We start from the raw sequence: 17669 nt of genomic DNA, 5'->3' as shown, positions 1-17669 counted from the left end.
TTTTTTGGATTCAGGATGCCTCAGGCTACGGCTTTTCGTTCTGCGGCCAATAATCCTTTTCCCGACCATCGACTGAGAACTCGTATGGGCCACGATACACCTCAGGCAAGACCGGACCGAAATTCCCATGAGGTGGAGGCGATGGGGCGACCCACTCTAACGTATTCGCCTTCCATGGGTTTCTGCCTGCCTTCTCGCCTCGCTTTATACTTACGATAAAGTTTATCAAAAACGGGATTTGGGACACCAACATAACGATGAGTGACATCGTCGCAAACACCCGCATGTCTTGCATGTCGGCCCCAGCGAGATCGGGATAATTTTGGAAGTTGTATATGCGACGGTGCTGTCCACCTGCTCCTAAAATGAATAGTGGTATGAAGATTCCATTGAAACCAATGATGGTACCCCAAAAATGGATTTTTCCCCAACTCTCATTCATCTTTCGCCCGAACATTTTCGGAAACCAATAGTAAATGGCCGCGAACGTAGCTATGATAGCGATAGGCACAAACGTGTAGTGGAAGTGGGCCAATACAAAATACGTGTCATGGAGATAGATATCTGTTCCACTAGATCCGAGCCAAATCCCCGTAACTCCTCCTAGGAGAAACTCCCCTGTGAAGGCTAGAGCAAAGAGCATTGCAGTTGTGAACCGGATCGATCCTCCGTAAAGAGTCGCGACAAAGGCGAACAACATAATCGCCACAGGAATCGATATCAGCAGCGTCGTTGTCGTGAAAAGATAGGTCGCCCTAGGATCCACCCCAGAGATAAATTGATGGTGCGCCCAGACGAAAAAGCTTAGGATGCCCAGTCCAATCGAGCTGTAAAGAATCAGCTTGTAAGAGAAGAGCTTCTTGCGAGCAAATGTACAAGTCACCTCAGCCACAATACCCATTGCAGGGAGAAGGACGACGTACACTTCAGGGTGACCAAAAAACCAGAACAAATGCTGCCAGAGAACGGGGTCCCCCCCAGCGTTTGCGTCGAAAAAAGCAGTCCCCAAAGTCTGATCGAAAAGTAGCATCACAGCGCCTGCCACCAATGGACCTACAGAGCACATGAACAGAATACTGGCGATCACGATCATCCAAACTATCATTGGGATATCGAACATTTTCATACCCTTTGCCCGAGCATTCATCGTCGTTGTAATAAAGTTGATACCCCCTAGTAAGAAAGCCACAATTTCGAGAGTCACCGCTATCAGCCACAAGGGGGCCCCAAAAGGGGTCGAGTTGTATTGGGCCTTCGCGGACAGAGGCGCGTAAGACGTCCAGGCTCCCCCAAATGCACCACCTGGAACAAAAAAGGAAGCGAGGAGAACAATCGCACTTAGGAGGAAAATCTGGTAAGAAAGCCGGTTGATTCTCGGAAATACCATATCATCGCAACCTATCATCAGGGGAATCAGAAAATTCCCCATCGCCGCGATTAATACCGGCATTGCCACCCAGAAAATCATGATAGTCCCATGATTTGTTACTAGGCTGTTGTAGGCCGCAGGTGACAATGTCCCCCAAAAAGGAATCGAAGAACCCGGAAACGCTAACTGCATACGGAAGACATAAGCGAAATAGCCTCCGATGAGAGCCATCGCCATTCCCGTAAACAAATACTGGAAACCGATTATCTTGTGGTCAGTGGAGAAAATGTATTTGCTCCAAAAGGAAAGTTCGTGGTGGTCATCATGGTGCTCCCCATGACCCACCTCTACGTGTACGACTTCAGCCATTGTTTTGGTCCTTCTTTTCTTGAGATGGATTTTGGTTTGCGCTTGCTAGAGTGCCTGCCCCAGTGGAATCGGGCGTATTCGCCGCTAGCCACGCATTGTGCTCGGCTTCTGACTTAATAAATATTCTAGCCCCCATGATGCCATGTGCTACCCCGCACATTTCCGCACATTGGATATCCCACTCACCTTCCAAGATCGGTTTAAAGTGTCCACTGATAACGCGGCCCGGTATTGCGTCCTGCTTCAATCGAAAAACGGGAACGGAAAAACTGTGCATCACATCTTTCGATTCGAGATGGTAAGAATACTGGGTGTTATTTTTGACGTGAAGCTCATTCACCGATACAATATCATCCTCGGTACCTAAAACCTTGTCCTCGCCCGCATGGTAGAACGTCCACGCCCACTGCTGCGCTACAATTCGTACCTCTTCGTCAGGCGGAGGAACATCTATCTTTATATTAAACCATACGAGAAAGGTCGGGATGATGATCGCCACGTCGCACACAAGTATCAGATAATGCGGAATTTCTATGGCTTGCTTCTGCTTGTGCGTTTCACCTGAAATGTACTCGGCCTTGTGACCATCCCGCTGGCGATAACGAAAGATTAGGTAGAAGAAATACCCGAGTACCAAGAAAAACCAGAAACCCACTAGAATCGTGATGATGTCGAAAAGGACATCTATTTCTACCGCGAAGCTCGATGCTCGAGGGAGCAAAGACTCTAAGATTCCTGGCATAAATTTATCTAAAAATTCAAACATGACTAAACAGGGAGGAAAGTTTTCAATTCGGGCTTTTTAAAAAACGTACCACAGCGTTATAATTACCGCCGAAAAGCCAATGGTTCCTGCAACCGTGTAATAGAACATCTTACGAGTGGTAGAGTAAGCATAGGCTTCCGCCTCTAGATCAAGTTCGTTTTCGCTATCGCTCATAAAATTTCAGTTTTTCACGGATAAGGACCGAATGCCTAATTGCCAAGCGTTTTGATGTAGGCAACTACGTCCTTCATCATCTGCTCATCTGCTAGGAGCATCGACATCGGACGCATCTGGGCCCCTGTTATGTCCTGCGGATTCGATCCGCGAACACCTGACTTGAATTTCTTAAGCTGGGCTAGATGGTACCAATCGTGCTGATTCACAAGACTCGGTGCATTCAGGAGGTCATTGCCTCTACCGTCAGGGCCATGGCACGCGAGGCAAGTCGCGTAAGTTGCCTGTCCTTTGACCGGGTCTCCACCTTCGAGAGTCGGCTCAACTGGAGAAGACCCCAGCGAAACGATGTAGCTCGCGACTGCTTGCATGTCATCTTCCGTAATCATCGTCTGGGCCATCGGCAGCATTCTGAGACCCGCAGTGTCCTCTGCATGAGCACCACGTATTCCCGCCTTATACTTTTTTAGCTGTTCCACAATATACTTCTCAGAAAGAGCCGTCAGAGCCGGCGCTAGTTGCAACGGAATTCCCTGTCCGTCGGGACCATGGCAAATAGTACAATTCCGGTACAGTTGCTCGCCTCGCTTGTCAGCCTTCAGCGTCGAGCTAACGACGGCGACGGCGAGAAGCGACAGTGCTACCAAGATTGACTTTGAAGAATAAAACCCCGCATCAAATCGGATCGATTTCATGGGTAAGATTATTAGCAAATACCGGATACCTGTATAGCATTAGTTGCAAATTGAAGAATGTATTAAAGCTTTTTATACGCACCACAAGGAAGACTTTGAACTCGAGGACGGTTCCCAGCCCGTTCGGAAGGGGAACCCGGCTGTTCTCTGTTTGGAATATAACCGATCATAAGACCGCCTAATACCTTGGGCGGCACGCCCTGTGTCAAGGTAAAATCTACCAGATTGCCCACACTCATTACGGCAGTTAAATCCTTCCCAATCTCGTCCAACCAGATCGATCTGTCACTCCGCTCAATCAAAAGCGGCTAGGTACCCTAAATCCAAGGCTATTTTGTCAGCCCAAAACGCTTGGTGAACGGATAGAAAATCAGCACCGGACGACCCACAATGGCGGGCTCTGGCACGTAACCCCAGTCGCGGCTGTCGGAGCTGTGGGCACTGTTGTCGCCCAGCGCCACATACCTCTCCTCAGGTACTTCGATTGTCTCCCCTCGTCTCAATAGAGAATTTCCAATGTGGAAATACCCATCGTAAGGGGCCACTTTTGAATTGTTTTTTACAAAACCGACCGAGCCCTGCGCCTCTTCCCCGTTCACAAGGAGTTTGCCATTGTCGATCTGGAGTTCATTTCCTGGGACCCCGCTCAGTCGCTTGATATAATAACTATCCCGGCCTCTCCGAGTCAGCACGGGGACTTCACTCGTCTTGAAAACGAATCCGTCTCCAACCTTCGGCCTGACAAAATGGTAGCTCATCCGATCCACGAATAGCTGGTCGCCGGTGTGAATATCGAAAGACAAAACCGTTTCCCCTTTTTCAAAGAACCGGCCCGTCTTCACGAGGATCACGTCCGTCACTAGTCCATTGGCCAGCGTTCTTTGTCCCCTACCAGCGGTTTCTCCAGAGCTGATCTTCTTTTGGATGACTTCGAGAAGCGAACTCTCTTCCGGAAACCAGGACTTGAGCAATATGTTCTGATCCTGCTCATTTAGCATAGGCATATCACTGGAAACATCGAATTCCTGCGGCGTTTTCAGCAGAAGCGGCTTCCCTCCGATCTCAAAAGCGAAACCATTGCCTTTACCCGGTATTATCAAATGGTGCCGCTTGCTAACCGTATTGACCGGCAACAAGCTGTTAGATCGAATCCGGGTCGAAATCGGTATTAGGAGTTCCCCATCCGCCGGGGCTTTCAATTCGTAGCGAATTGCTCCATGAGCGATCAGTCTAAATGCCCGGCTGATTACCCCCGGAGCAGGATTGTCTTCCGTCCACACCTCACTCGTCATTCCGTTGTAGGTCGGCCACATCGAGTTTGTTGGAATCTTGAACGGCTTGATAAAGAAAGCCGTGAAACCCAGGTAGAGGATCAGAAAGTAGAGCGCGAAATCTACATTTTCGCCAATCATCGACTGCGGGTAAAAGGCACCCCCCACCTTTTTCATGTGCCCTTCCACTCCTTCGATCGCAAGCTTGAGTTTGCCCGCGTCCGCGGTCTTCGCCTTCAACTGTACCCTCAGCTCCTCCAATCTTTTGCCCAGTTCCGAAATCTCGGAATCGGTGAGCTGGTCTTTCCGAAAATTGTAGACCTTGTGCCCGAGATAGAGCCAGTTTTTGGCAGCACCGCAAAGTTTCGAGTTTTCTGATTGGAGGAATCCGAACATAGGAAGGGTTTGAAAGTGTTTAGCAGAACAGCCTCTAAGGTATCTGGTCCGATAGAAAGTCTAAAATTCTCATTTGGAAGGAATTTAACGACCGTTCGCAATCTGTTGAGATCCCAGTTCTCCGGTTTTAACGATCCTCGGCTATATTCTCAATCGTTCTTCAAGACCTTAATGAAGGCGTCCGGCGGAATGGAGACATTACCAATATTCTTCATCTTCCGCTTACCTTCCTTCTGCTTGTCGAGAAGCTTTCGCTTTCGGCTTATATCCCCGCCATAGCATTTTGCCGTAACGTCCTTACGCATCGCCCGCACATTGGCACGAGCGATGATATTACCGCCGACTGCGGCCTGCACCGCGATCTTGAATAGATGCATCGGTATAATATCAGCCAGCTTTTCGCAAAGCACCTTCCCCTTCTCCCGTGCCTTGTCCTGATGTACGATTGACGAGAAAGCGTCCACCGGATCGCCATTCACCATGATGTCCATCTTGACCAGCTTGGACTCTCGATACTCGTCGAGCTCATAGTCCATCGATCCGTATCCACGCGTGATGCTCTTCAAGCGATCGTTGAAATCGACTAAAATCTCGTTCAACGGCAGATTGCACACCAACATCAAACGGGTTTCGTCGAGTGTCTCCGTGTGGTCGCAAACACCTCGTTTGTCCATGACTAGATTGAGGATGTCACCTATAGAGTCGTTCGGAACGTGGATGGTCGCCTTGATCGTTGGCTCCAAAATTCGTTCAATCGCGGAAGGGTCCGGCAAGTTGATCGGATTATCAACTTCGATTGCTTCACCATTCACCTTCTCTACCTTGTATATAACACTTGGATACGTTGATATGATATCGACGTCATACTCCCGTCGTATTCGCTCCTGGATAATCTCCATATGCAACAGACCGAGAAAACCGCAACGAAAGCCAAAACCAAGGGCCATGGAACTTTCTGCCTGAAAACTAAATGCGGCATCATTGAGCTGAAGCTTTCCCATTCCTGCTTTCAATTTTTCAAAGTCCGATGTCTCCACCGGGTAGATACCCGAAAACACGAGTGGCCGGACTTCCTGATAGCCGGGCAGCATCTCCTTGGCCTGATTGTGGTAATGGGTAATCGTATCGCCAATCTTTATTTCCGCCACGTTCTTGATATTGCAAACCAAGTACCCCACATCGCCCGCAGTCAACGTTTCCGACTTCTGCATCGAAGGTGTGAATACACCCACCTCTTTGACCTCTGCTCGCGTATTGTCACTCATCATGACGATTTGGTCGCCACGCTTAATTTCTCCCGAGAAAGCCCTAATGTAGACGATCGCGCCTCGATAGGCATCGTAAACTGAGTCGAAAACTCCCACCCTCGTTTCCGCGCAATCTGTCCACCTTGGAGGCGGAATACGAAGAGCGATTGCATCCAGAATTTCCTCGATTCCGATCCCGTTCTTAGCACTCGCTAGAATCGCTTCTTCCGCCGGGATTGCCAGCAGGTCCTCCAGCTGTTTCAAGCACAGGTCCAGATTAGCGCTGGGCAGGTCAATTTTATTGATCACTGGAATGATAACCAGGTCCTGCTCTACCGCCAGGTTCGCGTTGGCAACTGTCTGGGCCTCAACGCCTTGAGCCGCGTCAATAAGGAGAAGCGCTCCTTCACAGGCTGCCAGACTCCGAGACACTTCGTAGGAAAAGTCGACATGGCCAGGCGTGTCCATCAGGTTTAGCTGATACAGCTCCCCGTTCTTCGCCTTGTAGTGCATTGTCACGGGATGGCTTTTGATCGTGATTCCCCGCTCCCGCTCCAGATCCATCGAATCCAGATGCTGCTCGGTCAACACTCGCTGGGTAACGGTCGCCGTATTCTCCAGCAACCGGTCCGACAAAGTCGTCTTCCCATGGTCGACATGGGCTATGATGCTGAAATTTCGCTTATGGTCCGTTTTCATCAAAGCGGAAGAACTTGGTAGGTCCTTTCCCCCCTTTCAAGCCGCGATGTGGGAATTTTAAGATAAAGCGTCGGAATACGTACAAACCCTTCTGCCGACTCGAGCATGGGGCTGATGGAATGAGCCCAGCATTTCTTCCTACGTCGGATAGATGACGACAATGATATCCAATCGGAGTATTGTAGCGACAAGTGTCCAGCGGACTGATTTTTCCACGCATTCTGCAGACTAACCATTCTGAAATGCCTCATACTAACATTTCCAATCACTTCATAGCTTTATGCCTGCTTCAGATTCACTCGAAATCCGCAGAGCCATGTTCCTTGCCCAGAGGCTCCCGTAAATTGGGAGACCCTAAGAGCAGCCCTATAAATCGCTTTTCAGGAAAACCCAGGACAACGTGGCTACATTCTCAACAATCAAGGAAATTTCTACAGACATATGGCCGTGATCGTAAAAGGAGAAGCCACTTTGAATCGCTATTGACTCGCCGAGCTAGTCCAGAACATTGGATAAAATTCACGAACGCGTTTTCATTTTTCCGCTTCGAGCCTCAGCCTCAACTTTTGCATCAAAATCAGGATTAGGCGATGTGGGCACCGGAGCTCCGATTTCCGCCCTCCATGCTTCCAGCTGAGCCAGAAGTTCTTTAGCTTTTTCTGGGTTTCGTTTGGCCAGGTTACGTTTTTCGCCAATGTCCCGCTTCAAGTTGTACAATTCCAAGTCTCCACTTTCGAAATACTGGTGCAGCTTCCAGTCACCGATGCGGATGATGCTGCACGGTCGGCTCCGAAATAGGATGTCCCGTTGCTCATCGGTCACCGCATAGGATTGCAGGTAGGCGGGAAAGTGCCAGTAGAGAGGACGCTCTTTTAAATTCGTTTTCTGACCCCCAAACAATGGGACGAGGCTAACCCCATCCAAGGCCTGGCCTGTGGGTAAATCGGCCCCGACCATCTCACACAATGTTGGATAGACATCCACTCCGGTAATAGGAGTTTCATTGCGGGTCCCCGCCTTCACGACTCCCGGCCACTTGACAAAAAAGGGCACTCGAATACCTCCTTCGTAGTAGGTCCCTTTGTATCCTTTGAGTGGATCCATGTCTGTCGCAGGTCCATATCCGCCATTGTCCGAAAAGAATAGAACGATGGTGTCATCCGCAATTCCCATCTCTTCTAGGGTCGCTTGAATTTTACCGATCCCATCGTCGACCGACTGAATCATCGTCGCCATGGCGACATGGTCGTGCAGCTTTCCTTTTTCCTTCGACTCGTATTTTGCCACAAGCTCCTTCTTTGCATCAAGCGGAGTATGCACGGCGAAATGGGTCAGATACAGCAGCCAAGGCCGGTCTTTGTTTTCACGAATGAAGGCATCGGCTTGATCGCTCAAGTAGTCCGTTAAATAGGAATCCTCCGGCAATCCTTGCAAACTAGGGATATTCGGATGCGGAGGGTAATAGCCTTTGGGCGGAGAACCCGAATGCGTTCCACCAATATTGATATCGAAACCATAAGGAATAGGATCACCACTCAGGTGCCATTTCCCCATCGACGCGGTTTTGTAGCCGGAGGCCTGAATTTGATGGGCCCATGTCCTAATGTTCGTATCCAGCACATCCACACCGGATACATGCTGTAAACGACGGTACTTCGAATTTCCACGGGGTCCTGTACCAACGTTATAAATTTCGTGCCGAGGGGTGTACTGTCCCGACAAGAGGCTCGCTCTCGCAGGAGCGCAATTGGCGGATGCAGAGTAAGCATTGGTGAAGACCATCCCGTCAGCAGCTATTCGGTCGAGGTGAGGCGACTCGTAGAAATCCGAGCCCATATAACTCGTGTCCTTCCATCCGAAATCGTCTAGAAAGATGAAGAGAATGTTCGGCTTCGTTGATGCGGCGTTCACCACGGATACAAGGATACTCAGTGAAACTATAATTTTGATACATCTATTCATAAGGAACTGGTTTACAATTCATGGATTAACTAAACAATTATATCGGAATCAATTAAACAAACGCTCGACCGGTATGGTCTGCTCTTCGATCGAAGGACCACTCCATTTCAGGTCAAGTTGGGGCTTGTTGCCCGACTGCTTCAAATAATTTATTCGGAAGGGATGGAGACCGGCGGCTAACTTCACCTGGGCTGAAACCTCTGAACCTTGATTATAGCCGTAGTCCGCATCAATAATGTTTGCATCGTGAATACGGAAGACCGCACCTGAATCAGCCGTAAGCGAGAAACGATACTCTCCATCCTGAGGCACATCCAAGTAACCCGTGTAAACGACCGCACCGTTTTCCGGACCCACGTCGCCTCTTATCTGGGTCAACCCTCCGAGAGAGCCGGGAGTCACGTTCCAAAACTTTGGTGCCCAGGGAAAATCTCCTTCGTAAGCCACCCATCGCGCACCCGGTCGCACCGCCGCTACTTCGACTGAGGGCACGAATTCATCGTCGTACGGTCGAGGATTGTCCCCGTTGGGTCGGCGCAGCTGCAGCGAACGATCCTTCATGCGCTGTTGCAGGCCCACAAAAAAGTCATTTGTCCCAGCGAGATTTTTTACTTCCTTCAAATCCGTTTTCACATCGTAGATTTCAAAGTCGTCGCTGTGGCGTTGAATGTCCACGCGAACCCCCTTGTAGCCTTCTAGAAAAATCGCCTGCATTTCTTTCCGCGTGCGATTCCGATGACTCGGATCAAAATCAGGATAATTTGGCGTCTTCCCGCCATTTAAATATTCAACATAAACAGTACCCGGCTCCTGCTCACCTGTCCCGGTAAGCGTTGGAACGAGCGACACCCCGTCAGACAGGGCCGGTAGCGGCAAACCTGCAAGATCCGCAAAGGTCGTCATCCAATCATGAAACTGCGAAGGGGTGTGGTCGATACTTCCTGCTGTAATTTTTCCCGGCCAACGAGCCAGAGCAGGCATGCGAATGCCTCCCTCCCAAACGTCACGCTTTTCCCCATCGAACGGTCCATAGGACTGAAAGTGAATCGGGGTAAAGGGCTTTCCTTGAATATAACTCACGGACAGGGGACCATTGTCATTCGTAAACACGATGAGTGTTTCCTCATCGATATCGAGATCCTTCAACAGCTGCACCAAATCTCCCACTGCACTATCGATCCTACGAACCATGGTCGCAAACCGCTGCTCTACATTGGACCAGTTCGGATTGCGATAATCTGGATGTATCCAGGAATCAATCTCACCAGTGGCTGTATTGATCATTTTCCCGGGTTCACCCAGCCACTGTAATCCGCCCTTCAGGCCGCCTCCTTCCGGAAAGGCCTCGGTAGGAACCTGCAACGCCGCATGAGGAGTATCATACGCGAGATAAACGAAGAAAGGCTCATCGCGAGCGGCTTTCGCGTGCTCCATAACCCACTTCTTAGTATAGGCCGTAAAGAGGTCGGTTGTGTAGCACTTGTCGAGCTGGGCAGAAATCTCCTTTTCGTTGTGCCAGACCTCTTTTCCGGTTCGATGCGATTCAGAATTCCCAATGGGCCATTCGTTGTTGGGGTAGTGAACATGACCATCAACATGACGAACGTAGCCCAAGTACTCGTCAAACCCTCGCTTGGTAGGATAGGCAGGCCATTCGTCGGGATTTTTGAACGAATCCCTGGATTCACCCAAACCTGGCAAACCATACTTGCCCACGTGCAGCGTCCGGTACCCTGCTTCCTTTAACACCGTTCCCAAAGTGTGATTATCAGGAATGGCTTTGTCAAAATCGTTGTTACGAACTTCCGTGTGCCCTTGATGCAAGCCACGAAGGAGAGAGGCACGGGATGGGGCACAGACGGGTGCCGGGCAATAGTGTCGGCGCAGTTGAATGCCTTCACGAGCGATTTGGTCCAGATTTGGCGTGGCGTGTTTTTTCCCCGTTCTCTGGTTTTGGTGCAACACACCTATATCGCCATAACCCATGTCGTCCGTGAAAATTAGGATGATATTTGGTTTAGATCCGCTCGGATTCGCTCCAAGGGAACTAGCAAGAGCCAAAAAGAGGATCAATAGGCCGAAAAAAGAGCCCATTCGGGAAAACACAGGGGAAGCAGATTTCATAGGATTTAGACTGAAAAAGAGATACTCTGCACTCCTTGAACCACGCGTCAACGATCGACGCATTGATGATTCAGAAGTCCCTTGAAAGCCCTGCTTAGAATGCGAAACCTGGATTGCGATTGTTTTGACAGAAACAGCGGGTTGCCGTCGGCTAACGAAGAATTGAATTTGAAACAATATTAGCCCCACTGGCAGAGAGTTCCCTTTGTGCTTCGATCAATTAGACCCCCCCTATCTGGGAAAGCTACCGATTCTCTCGCAAACTAATCTATCAACCGGTCAAGGTGGAAACGGAGCTCGTTTTAAAAACCAAGTAGATTCTTGCTCCTGATTCCAACTGCAATGCTTCAATCGCATCGTAGGTCACCTCAACGACAAATTCTGGAACCGCATCCACAACTACCGCTTGGACCAGCCATCGAGTTCCAGCGTTTTCAACTCGGGAGATTGTCGCTGACAAACAATTGCGGGCAGACAATCCCCGCGGCTGTTCAAGACCGATTAGTACATTGTCAAAACCTATGCTAGCCAATACCCGATCTCCCAAAAGAGCATCTGTCGCCGGAATTTGTATACTCATATCAATATCTTTTCCCGAAAGACTCAACCGGTCCACTTGATCTGATTTTTCAATAATGGTACCTGAAAACACATTCTCAAATCCATGCTCTTTCGCCACGTTGAACAATGAATCACTGGTGAAGAGCTCGTTAGGACTGCCGGTCATAACATTCCGACCGTTCTCCAAGATGAGAACCTCGTCACACAAGACCTGCAATTCCGTGGGGTTGTGAGAAACTACAACTATCGGCAGTTCAAAGGCCTCTTTGATGCGGATTAGAAACGGAAGGATTTTTCTTCTCAAGGGAAGATCAAGCGATGCGAGAGGCTCGTCCAACAAAAGCAGTTTGGGGCCCGAGCAAAGCGCTCGTCCTAGCGATACTCGCTGACGTTCTCCTCCAGACAGCTGGTCAATCGATCGGTCCAACAAAGGCTCCAATTCGAGAACAGCGACGACTTTTTTCAATATACTTTGAAAGTCCTGTCCGCCTTGCACCGCCCTTGCCTTTCCCGCTTCCAGGTTTCCTCGCACATTTTTATGAGGAAATAATAAATGATCCTGGGGCACGTAGCCCATATGACGTTTCTCTGTGGGGACAAAGCAGCTAGTCTCCGTATCCAGCCAGATTTCACCAGCTACTGTGATCTGCCCCGACATCACTTTTCTCAGTCCTGCCAGGCATTCCAGAAAAGTCGTCTTTCCCGCGCCAGAAACCCCAAAGACACCTAGGACACGCTTGGAACCCTTGTATCCAAGATCCAAATTCAGACTACCAAAGCAAGCCTTTAATGAGATATTGAAAATCGTTTTTACCGCTTTCATCCCGTCTGCTCCTTTCTTAGAGAACGTTTTGAAGCAAGCCTTTCCGTAGTGTAAACCGCGATAAAACCAACCAGCAAGGCGACCCCCAATAGCTGATTTGCCAGGGTTTCATTCCCGCTTTGCTGGGCACTGAAAAGAGCCGAAGCCAAGGTCTGCGTTCTACCCGGAATATTTCCTGCCAGAATTATGGTTGCTCCAAATTCACCCAATGCCCGAGTGAATCCGAGCAAAGTCGCCGCAACCAGTCCCCGTGAGGCCAGCGGCAGAGTAATTGAAAGAAAAACTTTCTGCCGGCCCATTCCTAACGTTCGACCCATACGTTCCAAACGGGGATTGACCTCCTCAAAGGCGACCCGTGCCGTACGAACGAAGATTGGAAAAGACATTATGGAACAAGCGATGACTACTGCCTTCCAGCTTAGGATAATATCGAGATCGAAGCCGAGTCGCTCCGGGCCTAGCCAGCCATCATCGGCAAACAGTCGCAAAAGCAAGTAGCCAACGGCAGTAGGCGGAAGCACCAAAGGCAAGGTGGTAAAAGTCGATAGAACTTTTTTCCCAAAGAATTCTCGTCGGGCCAACAAGTAGGCAATCGTCAATCCCGGCACGGCAACGATGAGACTCGCTAAAACGGCCCAAAGCAAAGTGGATGAAACTGTCTCGTAAATCGTTGGCACGGTGAAAGTTGCCGGATCAATCCGGATTTAGGGAAACGTACGAAAATCACCCTGCAAGCTCCTGCTTGCAAGCGTGAACCCTAATCTACTTCTGACAAATCGACTCGAAATCCAAATTTTTCAAAGATCAATCTGGCCTTATTCGATTGCAGAAAGGTGAAGAATAGGCCAGCCGCTAGTTTTTCCATGCCTTGCTCCGTCATCGCAGCAGGATATCGAGCCTTTTCACTTGGCCCTTCTACAAGCAATTTCAAACGATCTTGGTAAAGTAGATAGTCAGTGAAATACACGATACCGATCCGGTCTTTACTGCTGGCCACTTGGGACAAAGCCGCTCGCACGTCTGGAGCCGGTGACAAACGCCCTTGAAACGCTTCCCAAACTGTCGAATCACCACAGTTTAACCCGGAGAGCCAATCACGCGCATACCTGCCAGCCGGAACCGCGTCCGGGTCCCCGATACACAAAAAAGTAAAATCTAGCCCGCACAACGTTTCGACTTTCTCCTCATCCCAACTAACGCCCTCTGCGCAGACCATTACGAGGGTGTTCCTCAAAAGATCGATCCGAGTATTGTCCCCCAACTTTACCCCACTTTCGAGATAATCCATCCAGCCCGAGTCCGCGCTGATAAACAGATCCGCTCGGGAACTCGCTTCGATTTGCTGAGCCAGAACGTTGGAACCTGCTGAATTCAAGGAAATCTCAAAACCGGTCTCCCTCTCAAACAGCGTGCCGATCTCTTCAATCGCCTCTTTTAAACTGACCGCGGCGAAGACATGAACGGTCTCGCTTTCTGTATTGATCTCTCTTTGACAGCCACACAGGATAGATAGGATCAGGCATCCTGAGACATAAAGTAGAGAGTTCCTCATTCGGAAAATAATAGGACCAGTTTTTATCATCAGCGATCCCAGTTTCAATGCAAGTCAGGCCAATGACAATGCCAAAGAAGAAGTCTCCTCAGTCTCCAATTCAACGATTAAGGTAAATACTCTGCCCGCATGGATTCCATTCGTTCCTGGCTTGCTTTAGCGGTTAGAACAAATACATGCCCTTGAGATTCCCATTTACTCACGGTCCAGCCCGATTTTCGTTTTTAGTATTCAAACTTATCTGACAAATTCACTTCCTCGAATTCTTCTCCTTTGGCGACAAATAATTGATAGACCACCTCCGCATCGACGCAGATCATAGCCACCATGCTATCCTACCAGTTGAGTGGGCGACATCCTATGCCTTCCGGAGCGAGGAATCGAAGATGCAGCTGCCGACTTAAATCAGAATTCTGTTCCATAAGCCAGTCGGTTATTTTCGTGGTGTTCTTATTGAAATACTTAAGTCTCAGTCCGTCGAATGAATAGTCGAAGGCACGGTCAACCAAAGGACCCGTATACTCATCGCTTCAATCAACAATAAACTGAAAACAAATGCCCGCTACAACCACCAGACTTACTGCCAAGGCCAAATATCGTGTGAACGTTCGACGAAAGTACCGCTTCTTCGAAGCGTTCTCCATACTGGCTCCCAATGCAGTGCGCAGGTCTGAGGGAGGCTCGAAACTACGCAATCGACCCTTAACAGAATCAATTCCGCTGTGAACATGGCACTCTTGACCCTCAAAGACGATCAAGACGGAATTCGCTGTAGACTTTAAGACGCCGCAACTTTGCCGCCGAGATTCTCCAATCGTGTTCGCATATCATCAGGCGCTTGCGCTTTTTCAAAAGCCTCTCTAGCTGAGATCAATCCACGATTGTAAAGACTCATTAGATGGGTATCCATCGTAAACATGCCCAATTTCGCGCCCGTTTGAATATCCGAGTTAATACGATAGGTCTTGTTGTCGCGAATGAGAGCCGCAATTGACGTAGTCGTAACCATGACTTCGAGTCCGGCGACACGACCTCCGCCTTCTTTCTTGCATAGCACTTGAGAAACGACGGCGACGAGAGAGGTTGCCAACTGCGTTCGAATCATCTCTTTCATATTCGCCGGAAACGCATCCACAATGCGATCGACCGTTTTAGCAGCACTGTTGGTGTGCAAAGTGCCGAAGACGAGATGACCGGTTTCCGCTGCGCTAATAGCTGCTTCAATCGTTTCGAGATCACGCATTTCTCCAACTAGAATCACATCAGGATCCTGACGCATGGCGCGTCGAATAGCTTCTGAAAAGGTAGGAACATCATCCCCGACTTCACGTTGTGTTATAAGACACTTTTTATGGTCGTGGTAATATTCAATAGGGTCTTCAATTGTAATTATATGTCCACTACGTTTTTGATTAATATAGTTAATCATCGACGCTAGCGTCGTACTTTTCCCAGAACCGGTGGGTCCTGTCACAAGGACGAGTCCCCGAGGACGATAAAGCAAGTCCCTGATTTGGTCGGGAATCCCAATGTCCTCTAAATCGAAAAATTCGTTGGGAATCTGACGCAGCACTAGTCCGTAGCTCCCCTTGGCCCTAAGTACGCTTACGCGAAATCGCGACTTGTCCATATAAGCAAAACCGAAATCGGCGCCGCCTTCGGTCTTCGCTGCTTGCACGTATGAGTCCGCTGCGATCGACTGCATCAATCTCTCGGTATCAGCGGGGGTCAAGTCCGGTCCATCTACTGAGACCATAGATCCGTGTAATCGCAATGTAGGTGGTTTACCCACTTGAATGTGCAGATCGGAAGCACCCTCCTCGAGTACCAACTCGAGCAATTCGTTCATTTCGTAACTCATAGGATGTCTATCGGCTAGAATTAGGGGTTTTTGAACAAATAGCCCAATGGAACGAGGGCTCGTCATCCATAAAACACTTAAACCAATGTGGGCTCATCTACGGTGACTGACAAGACTTCCTCTACGGAGGTTTGACCAGCGAGCACTTTGCGTACTCCGTCCTCCCGCATCGTCCTCATTCCCAACTTTTTAGCGATACTTCGCATCTGAGCGGCGGTCCCCCCCGTATAGATTAGCTTTTCGATTTCCTCATTGATCTCGAATATCTCAAAGATCCCGAACCTGCCTTTCACACCTTGATTATGGCATTTTGGGCAACCGGCACCTCTCATAAAACGAGCGTCCCGAATCGATTCCCGTTCTAAGCCAATGGCCAGCAGCTCCCTTCGCGTCGGCTCGTGCGGTTGCTTGCAGTCCGGGCATATACGTCGAACCAGCCGTTGGGCCATTGAAGCCCTTAGGGAAGTCGCTACCAAATAGGGCTTTACGCCAATATCAACCAGCCGAGTCACCGCGGACGGAGCGTCATTGGTGTGAAGTGTGCTCAAAACCATATGACCCGTCAAAGACGCATTGATAGCGATCTCAGCCGTCTCTCGATCCCGAATCTCACCCACCATGATTATGTTCGGAGCCTGACGCAGCATGGCTTTAAGAGCCGCCGCGAACGTCATCCCTATTCGTTTGCGCACCGGTACTTGATTGATTCCCGGCATCTGGTATTCTATCGGGTCTTCGACCGTAATGATTTTGCGGTCTGGGTTGTTAACGTAATTCAAGCAACTGTATAGAGTCGTCGTCTTCCCCGATCCAGTCGGACCCGTCACAAGCAAGATACCGTCAGGAAGGGTTACAAGCCGCTCAAAAGTATCCTGATCATCACTGAGAAACCCTAACTCCGGCAGCCCTTTCATGAGGCCTGTTTTATCCAAGATCCGCATGACAATACTCTCACCGTAAGCCGTAGGCAGAGATGAGACCCGGAGATCGTAGTCAATTCCTTCCACGCGAACTTGAATCCGGCCATCCTGTGGGAGTCGCTTTTCCGCAATACTCAAACGTCCCATGACCTTGATACGGGATATCACCGGCAACTGGAGGCGTTTCGGGGGTGGGCTAGCCATCTCCTGCAACTCGCCGTCAATCCGAAACCTCACTCGAAAACGCGTGTCCAAGGGTTCCAGATGTATATCGGAAGCCCTCCTCCGAATGGCTTCTGCGATGATTAGCTGCACCAATCGGATTATCGGTGCATCCGATTTGTCAGGCCCATCCTGCTCAACGTCCAAAGTCTCATCGCGAACCTGGACCGAGACATCCTCGCTTTTCTCCTCGTCGATCTCGCTCTCGCCAAGGCTATTTCGGTCGTAGCGAGTGTTTATCGCTTCTTCAATTTGCCTGCCATCTGCTAGGACGGGTTCGATAGGGGTCTTAATCAAATGAGACAGTCCGTCGAGGGACTCTACTTCAAGCGGATTCGCAATCGCTATCAGCAACGAACCGTCCACAAACTCGAGAGGGAACACTCGAAATTGCCGGGCAATCGTTTCCTGCAAATAGTCATCCGGCTCTTTGGGGAGATCGAGATCGGTAAAGTCGACGAACCGCATGGCAAATTCGTCTGCCAGCAACCGGTAAACCGTTTTCCTTTCAACAAAGCCTTTTTTAACGAGTTCCTCGAATAATCCGTTTGGGTCTACCCGTTCACTGCCCTCCTCCAATATCCGCAACTGCTCTTTGGATACAAGACCCTTCCGAACAATGAGTTGTATGATGAGAGCGGAATCGGACATAGAGTGT

General features: G+C 49.6%; 13 protein-coding genes. All 13 read right to left on the bottom strand.

What is annotated here, in order from left to right:
* Positions 1-25: 25 nt before the first annotated feature.
* On the bottom strand, positions 26-1738 hold the full coding sequence (locus GA004_RS06435) for a cytochrome c oxidase subunit I (RefSeq protein ID WP_283396491.1): 1713 nt from the start codon (positions 1736-1738) through the stop codon (positions 26-28).
* A complete protein-coding gene (locus GA004_RS06430) occupies positions 1731-2480 on the bottom strand; it encodes a cytochrome c oxidase subunit II (protein ID WP_283396490.1) in 750 nt (249 codons plus the stop codon). The genes GA004_RS06435 and GA004_RS06430 overlap by 8 nt, the downstream gene beginning before the upstream one ends.
* A gap of 60 nt (positions 2481-2540) precedes the next feature.
* On the bottom strand, positions 2541-2678 hold the full coding sequence (locus GA004_RS06425; protein WP_283396489.1) for a hypothetical protein: 138 nt from the start codon (positions 2676-2678) through the stop codon (positions 2541-2543).
* Positions 2679-2713: 35 nt separating this feature from the next.
* Positions 2714-3373, bottom strand: a complete 660-nt coding sequence (locus GA004_RS06420; protein WP_283396488.1) for a c-type cytochrome — start codon at positions 3371-3373, stop codon at positions 2714-2716.
* A gap of 329 nt (positions 3374-3702) precedes the next feature.
* Positions 3703-5040, bottom strand: a complete 1338-nt coding sequence (gene lepB, locus GA004_RS06415; RefSeq protein WP_283396487.1) for a signal peptidase I — start codon at positions 5038-5040, stop codon at positions 3703-3705.
* A gap of 149 nt (positions 5041-5189) precedes the next feature.
* Positions 5190-6986, bottom strand: coding sequence for a translation elongation factor 4 (gene lepA, locus GA004_RS06410; RefSeq protein WP_283396486.1), 1797 nt, complete (start codon positions 6984-6986; stop codon positions 5190-5192).
* Positions 6987-7505: 519 nt separating this feature from the next.
* Positions 7506-8948 (bottom strand): sulfatase, encoded by a 1443-nt coding sequence (locus tag GA004_RS06405; RefSeq protein WP_283396485.1) that lies wholly within the window; start codon positions 8946-8948, stop codon positions 7506-7508.
* Positions 8949-8996: 48 nt separating this feature from the next.
* Positions 8997-11072, bottom strand: coding sequence for a sulfatase-like hydrolase/transferase (locus tag GA004_RS06400; protein ID WP_283396484.1), 2076 nt, complete (start codon positions 11070-11072; stop codon positions 8997-8999).
* 271 nt (positions 11073-11343) lie between these two features.
* Positions 11344-12456, bottom strand: coding sequence for a molybdenum ABC transporter ATP-binding protein (gene modC / locus GA004_RS06395; protein WP_283396483.1), 1113 nt, complete (start codon positions 12454-12456; stop codon positions 11344-11346).
* Positions 12453-13133 (bottom strand): molybdate ABC transporter permease subunit, encoded by a 681-nt coding sequence (gene modB, locus GA004_RS06390; RefSeq protein ID WP_283396482.1) that lies wholly within the window; start codon positions 13131-13133, stop codon positions 12453-12455. The genes modC and modB overlap by 4 nt, the downstream gene beginning before the upstream one ends.
* An 80-nt stretch (positions 13134-13213) precedes the next feature.
* The gene (gene modA, locus GA004_RS06385) at positions 13214-14008 is read right to left on the bottom strand and encodes a molybdate ABC transporter substrate-binding protein (RefSeq protein ID WP_283396481.1); all 795 of its coding nucleotides are present in this window, start codon (positions 14006-14008) and stop codon (positions 13214-13216) included.
* A 778-nt stretch (positions 14009-14786) separates the two neighbouring features.
* The gene (locus GA004_RS06380; protein ID WP_343218825.1) at positions 14787-15869 is read right to left on the bottom strand and encodes a type IV pilus twitching motility protein PilT; all 1083 of its coding nucleotides are present in this window, start codon (positions 15867-15869) and stop codon (positions 14787-14789) included.
* A gap of 77 nt (positions 15870-15946) precedes the next feature.
* Entirely contained in the window at positions 15947-17662 is a 1716-nt protein-coding gene (locus GA004_RS06375) for a GspE/PulE family protein (RefSeq protein ID WP_283396479.1), read from the bottom strand.
* Positions 17663-17669: the final 7 nt, after the last annotated feature.

It is taken from the genome of Candidatus Pelagisphaera phototrophica (assembly GCF_014529625.1).
In the GTDB taxonomy this organism is placed as follows: Bacteria; Verrucomicrobiota; Verrucomicrobiia; order Opitutales; family Opitutaceae; genus Pelagisphaera; species Pelagisphaera phototrophica.
The sequence above is the reverse complement of the archived record's forward strand: the minus strand, read 5'-3'. Positions and strand labels throughout refer to the sequence as shown.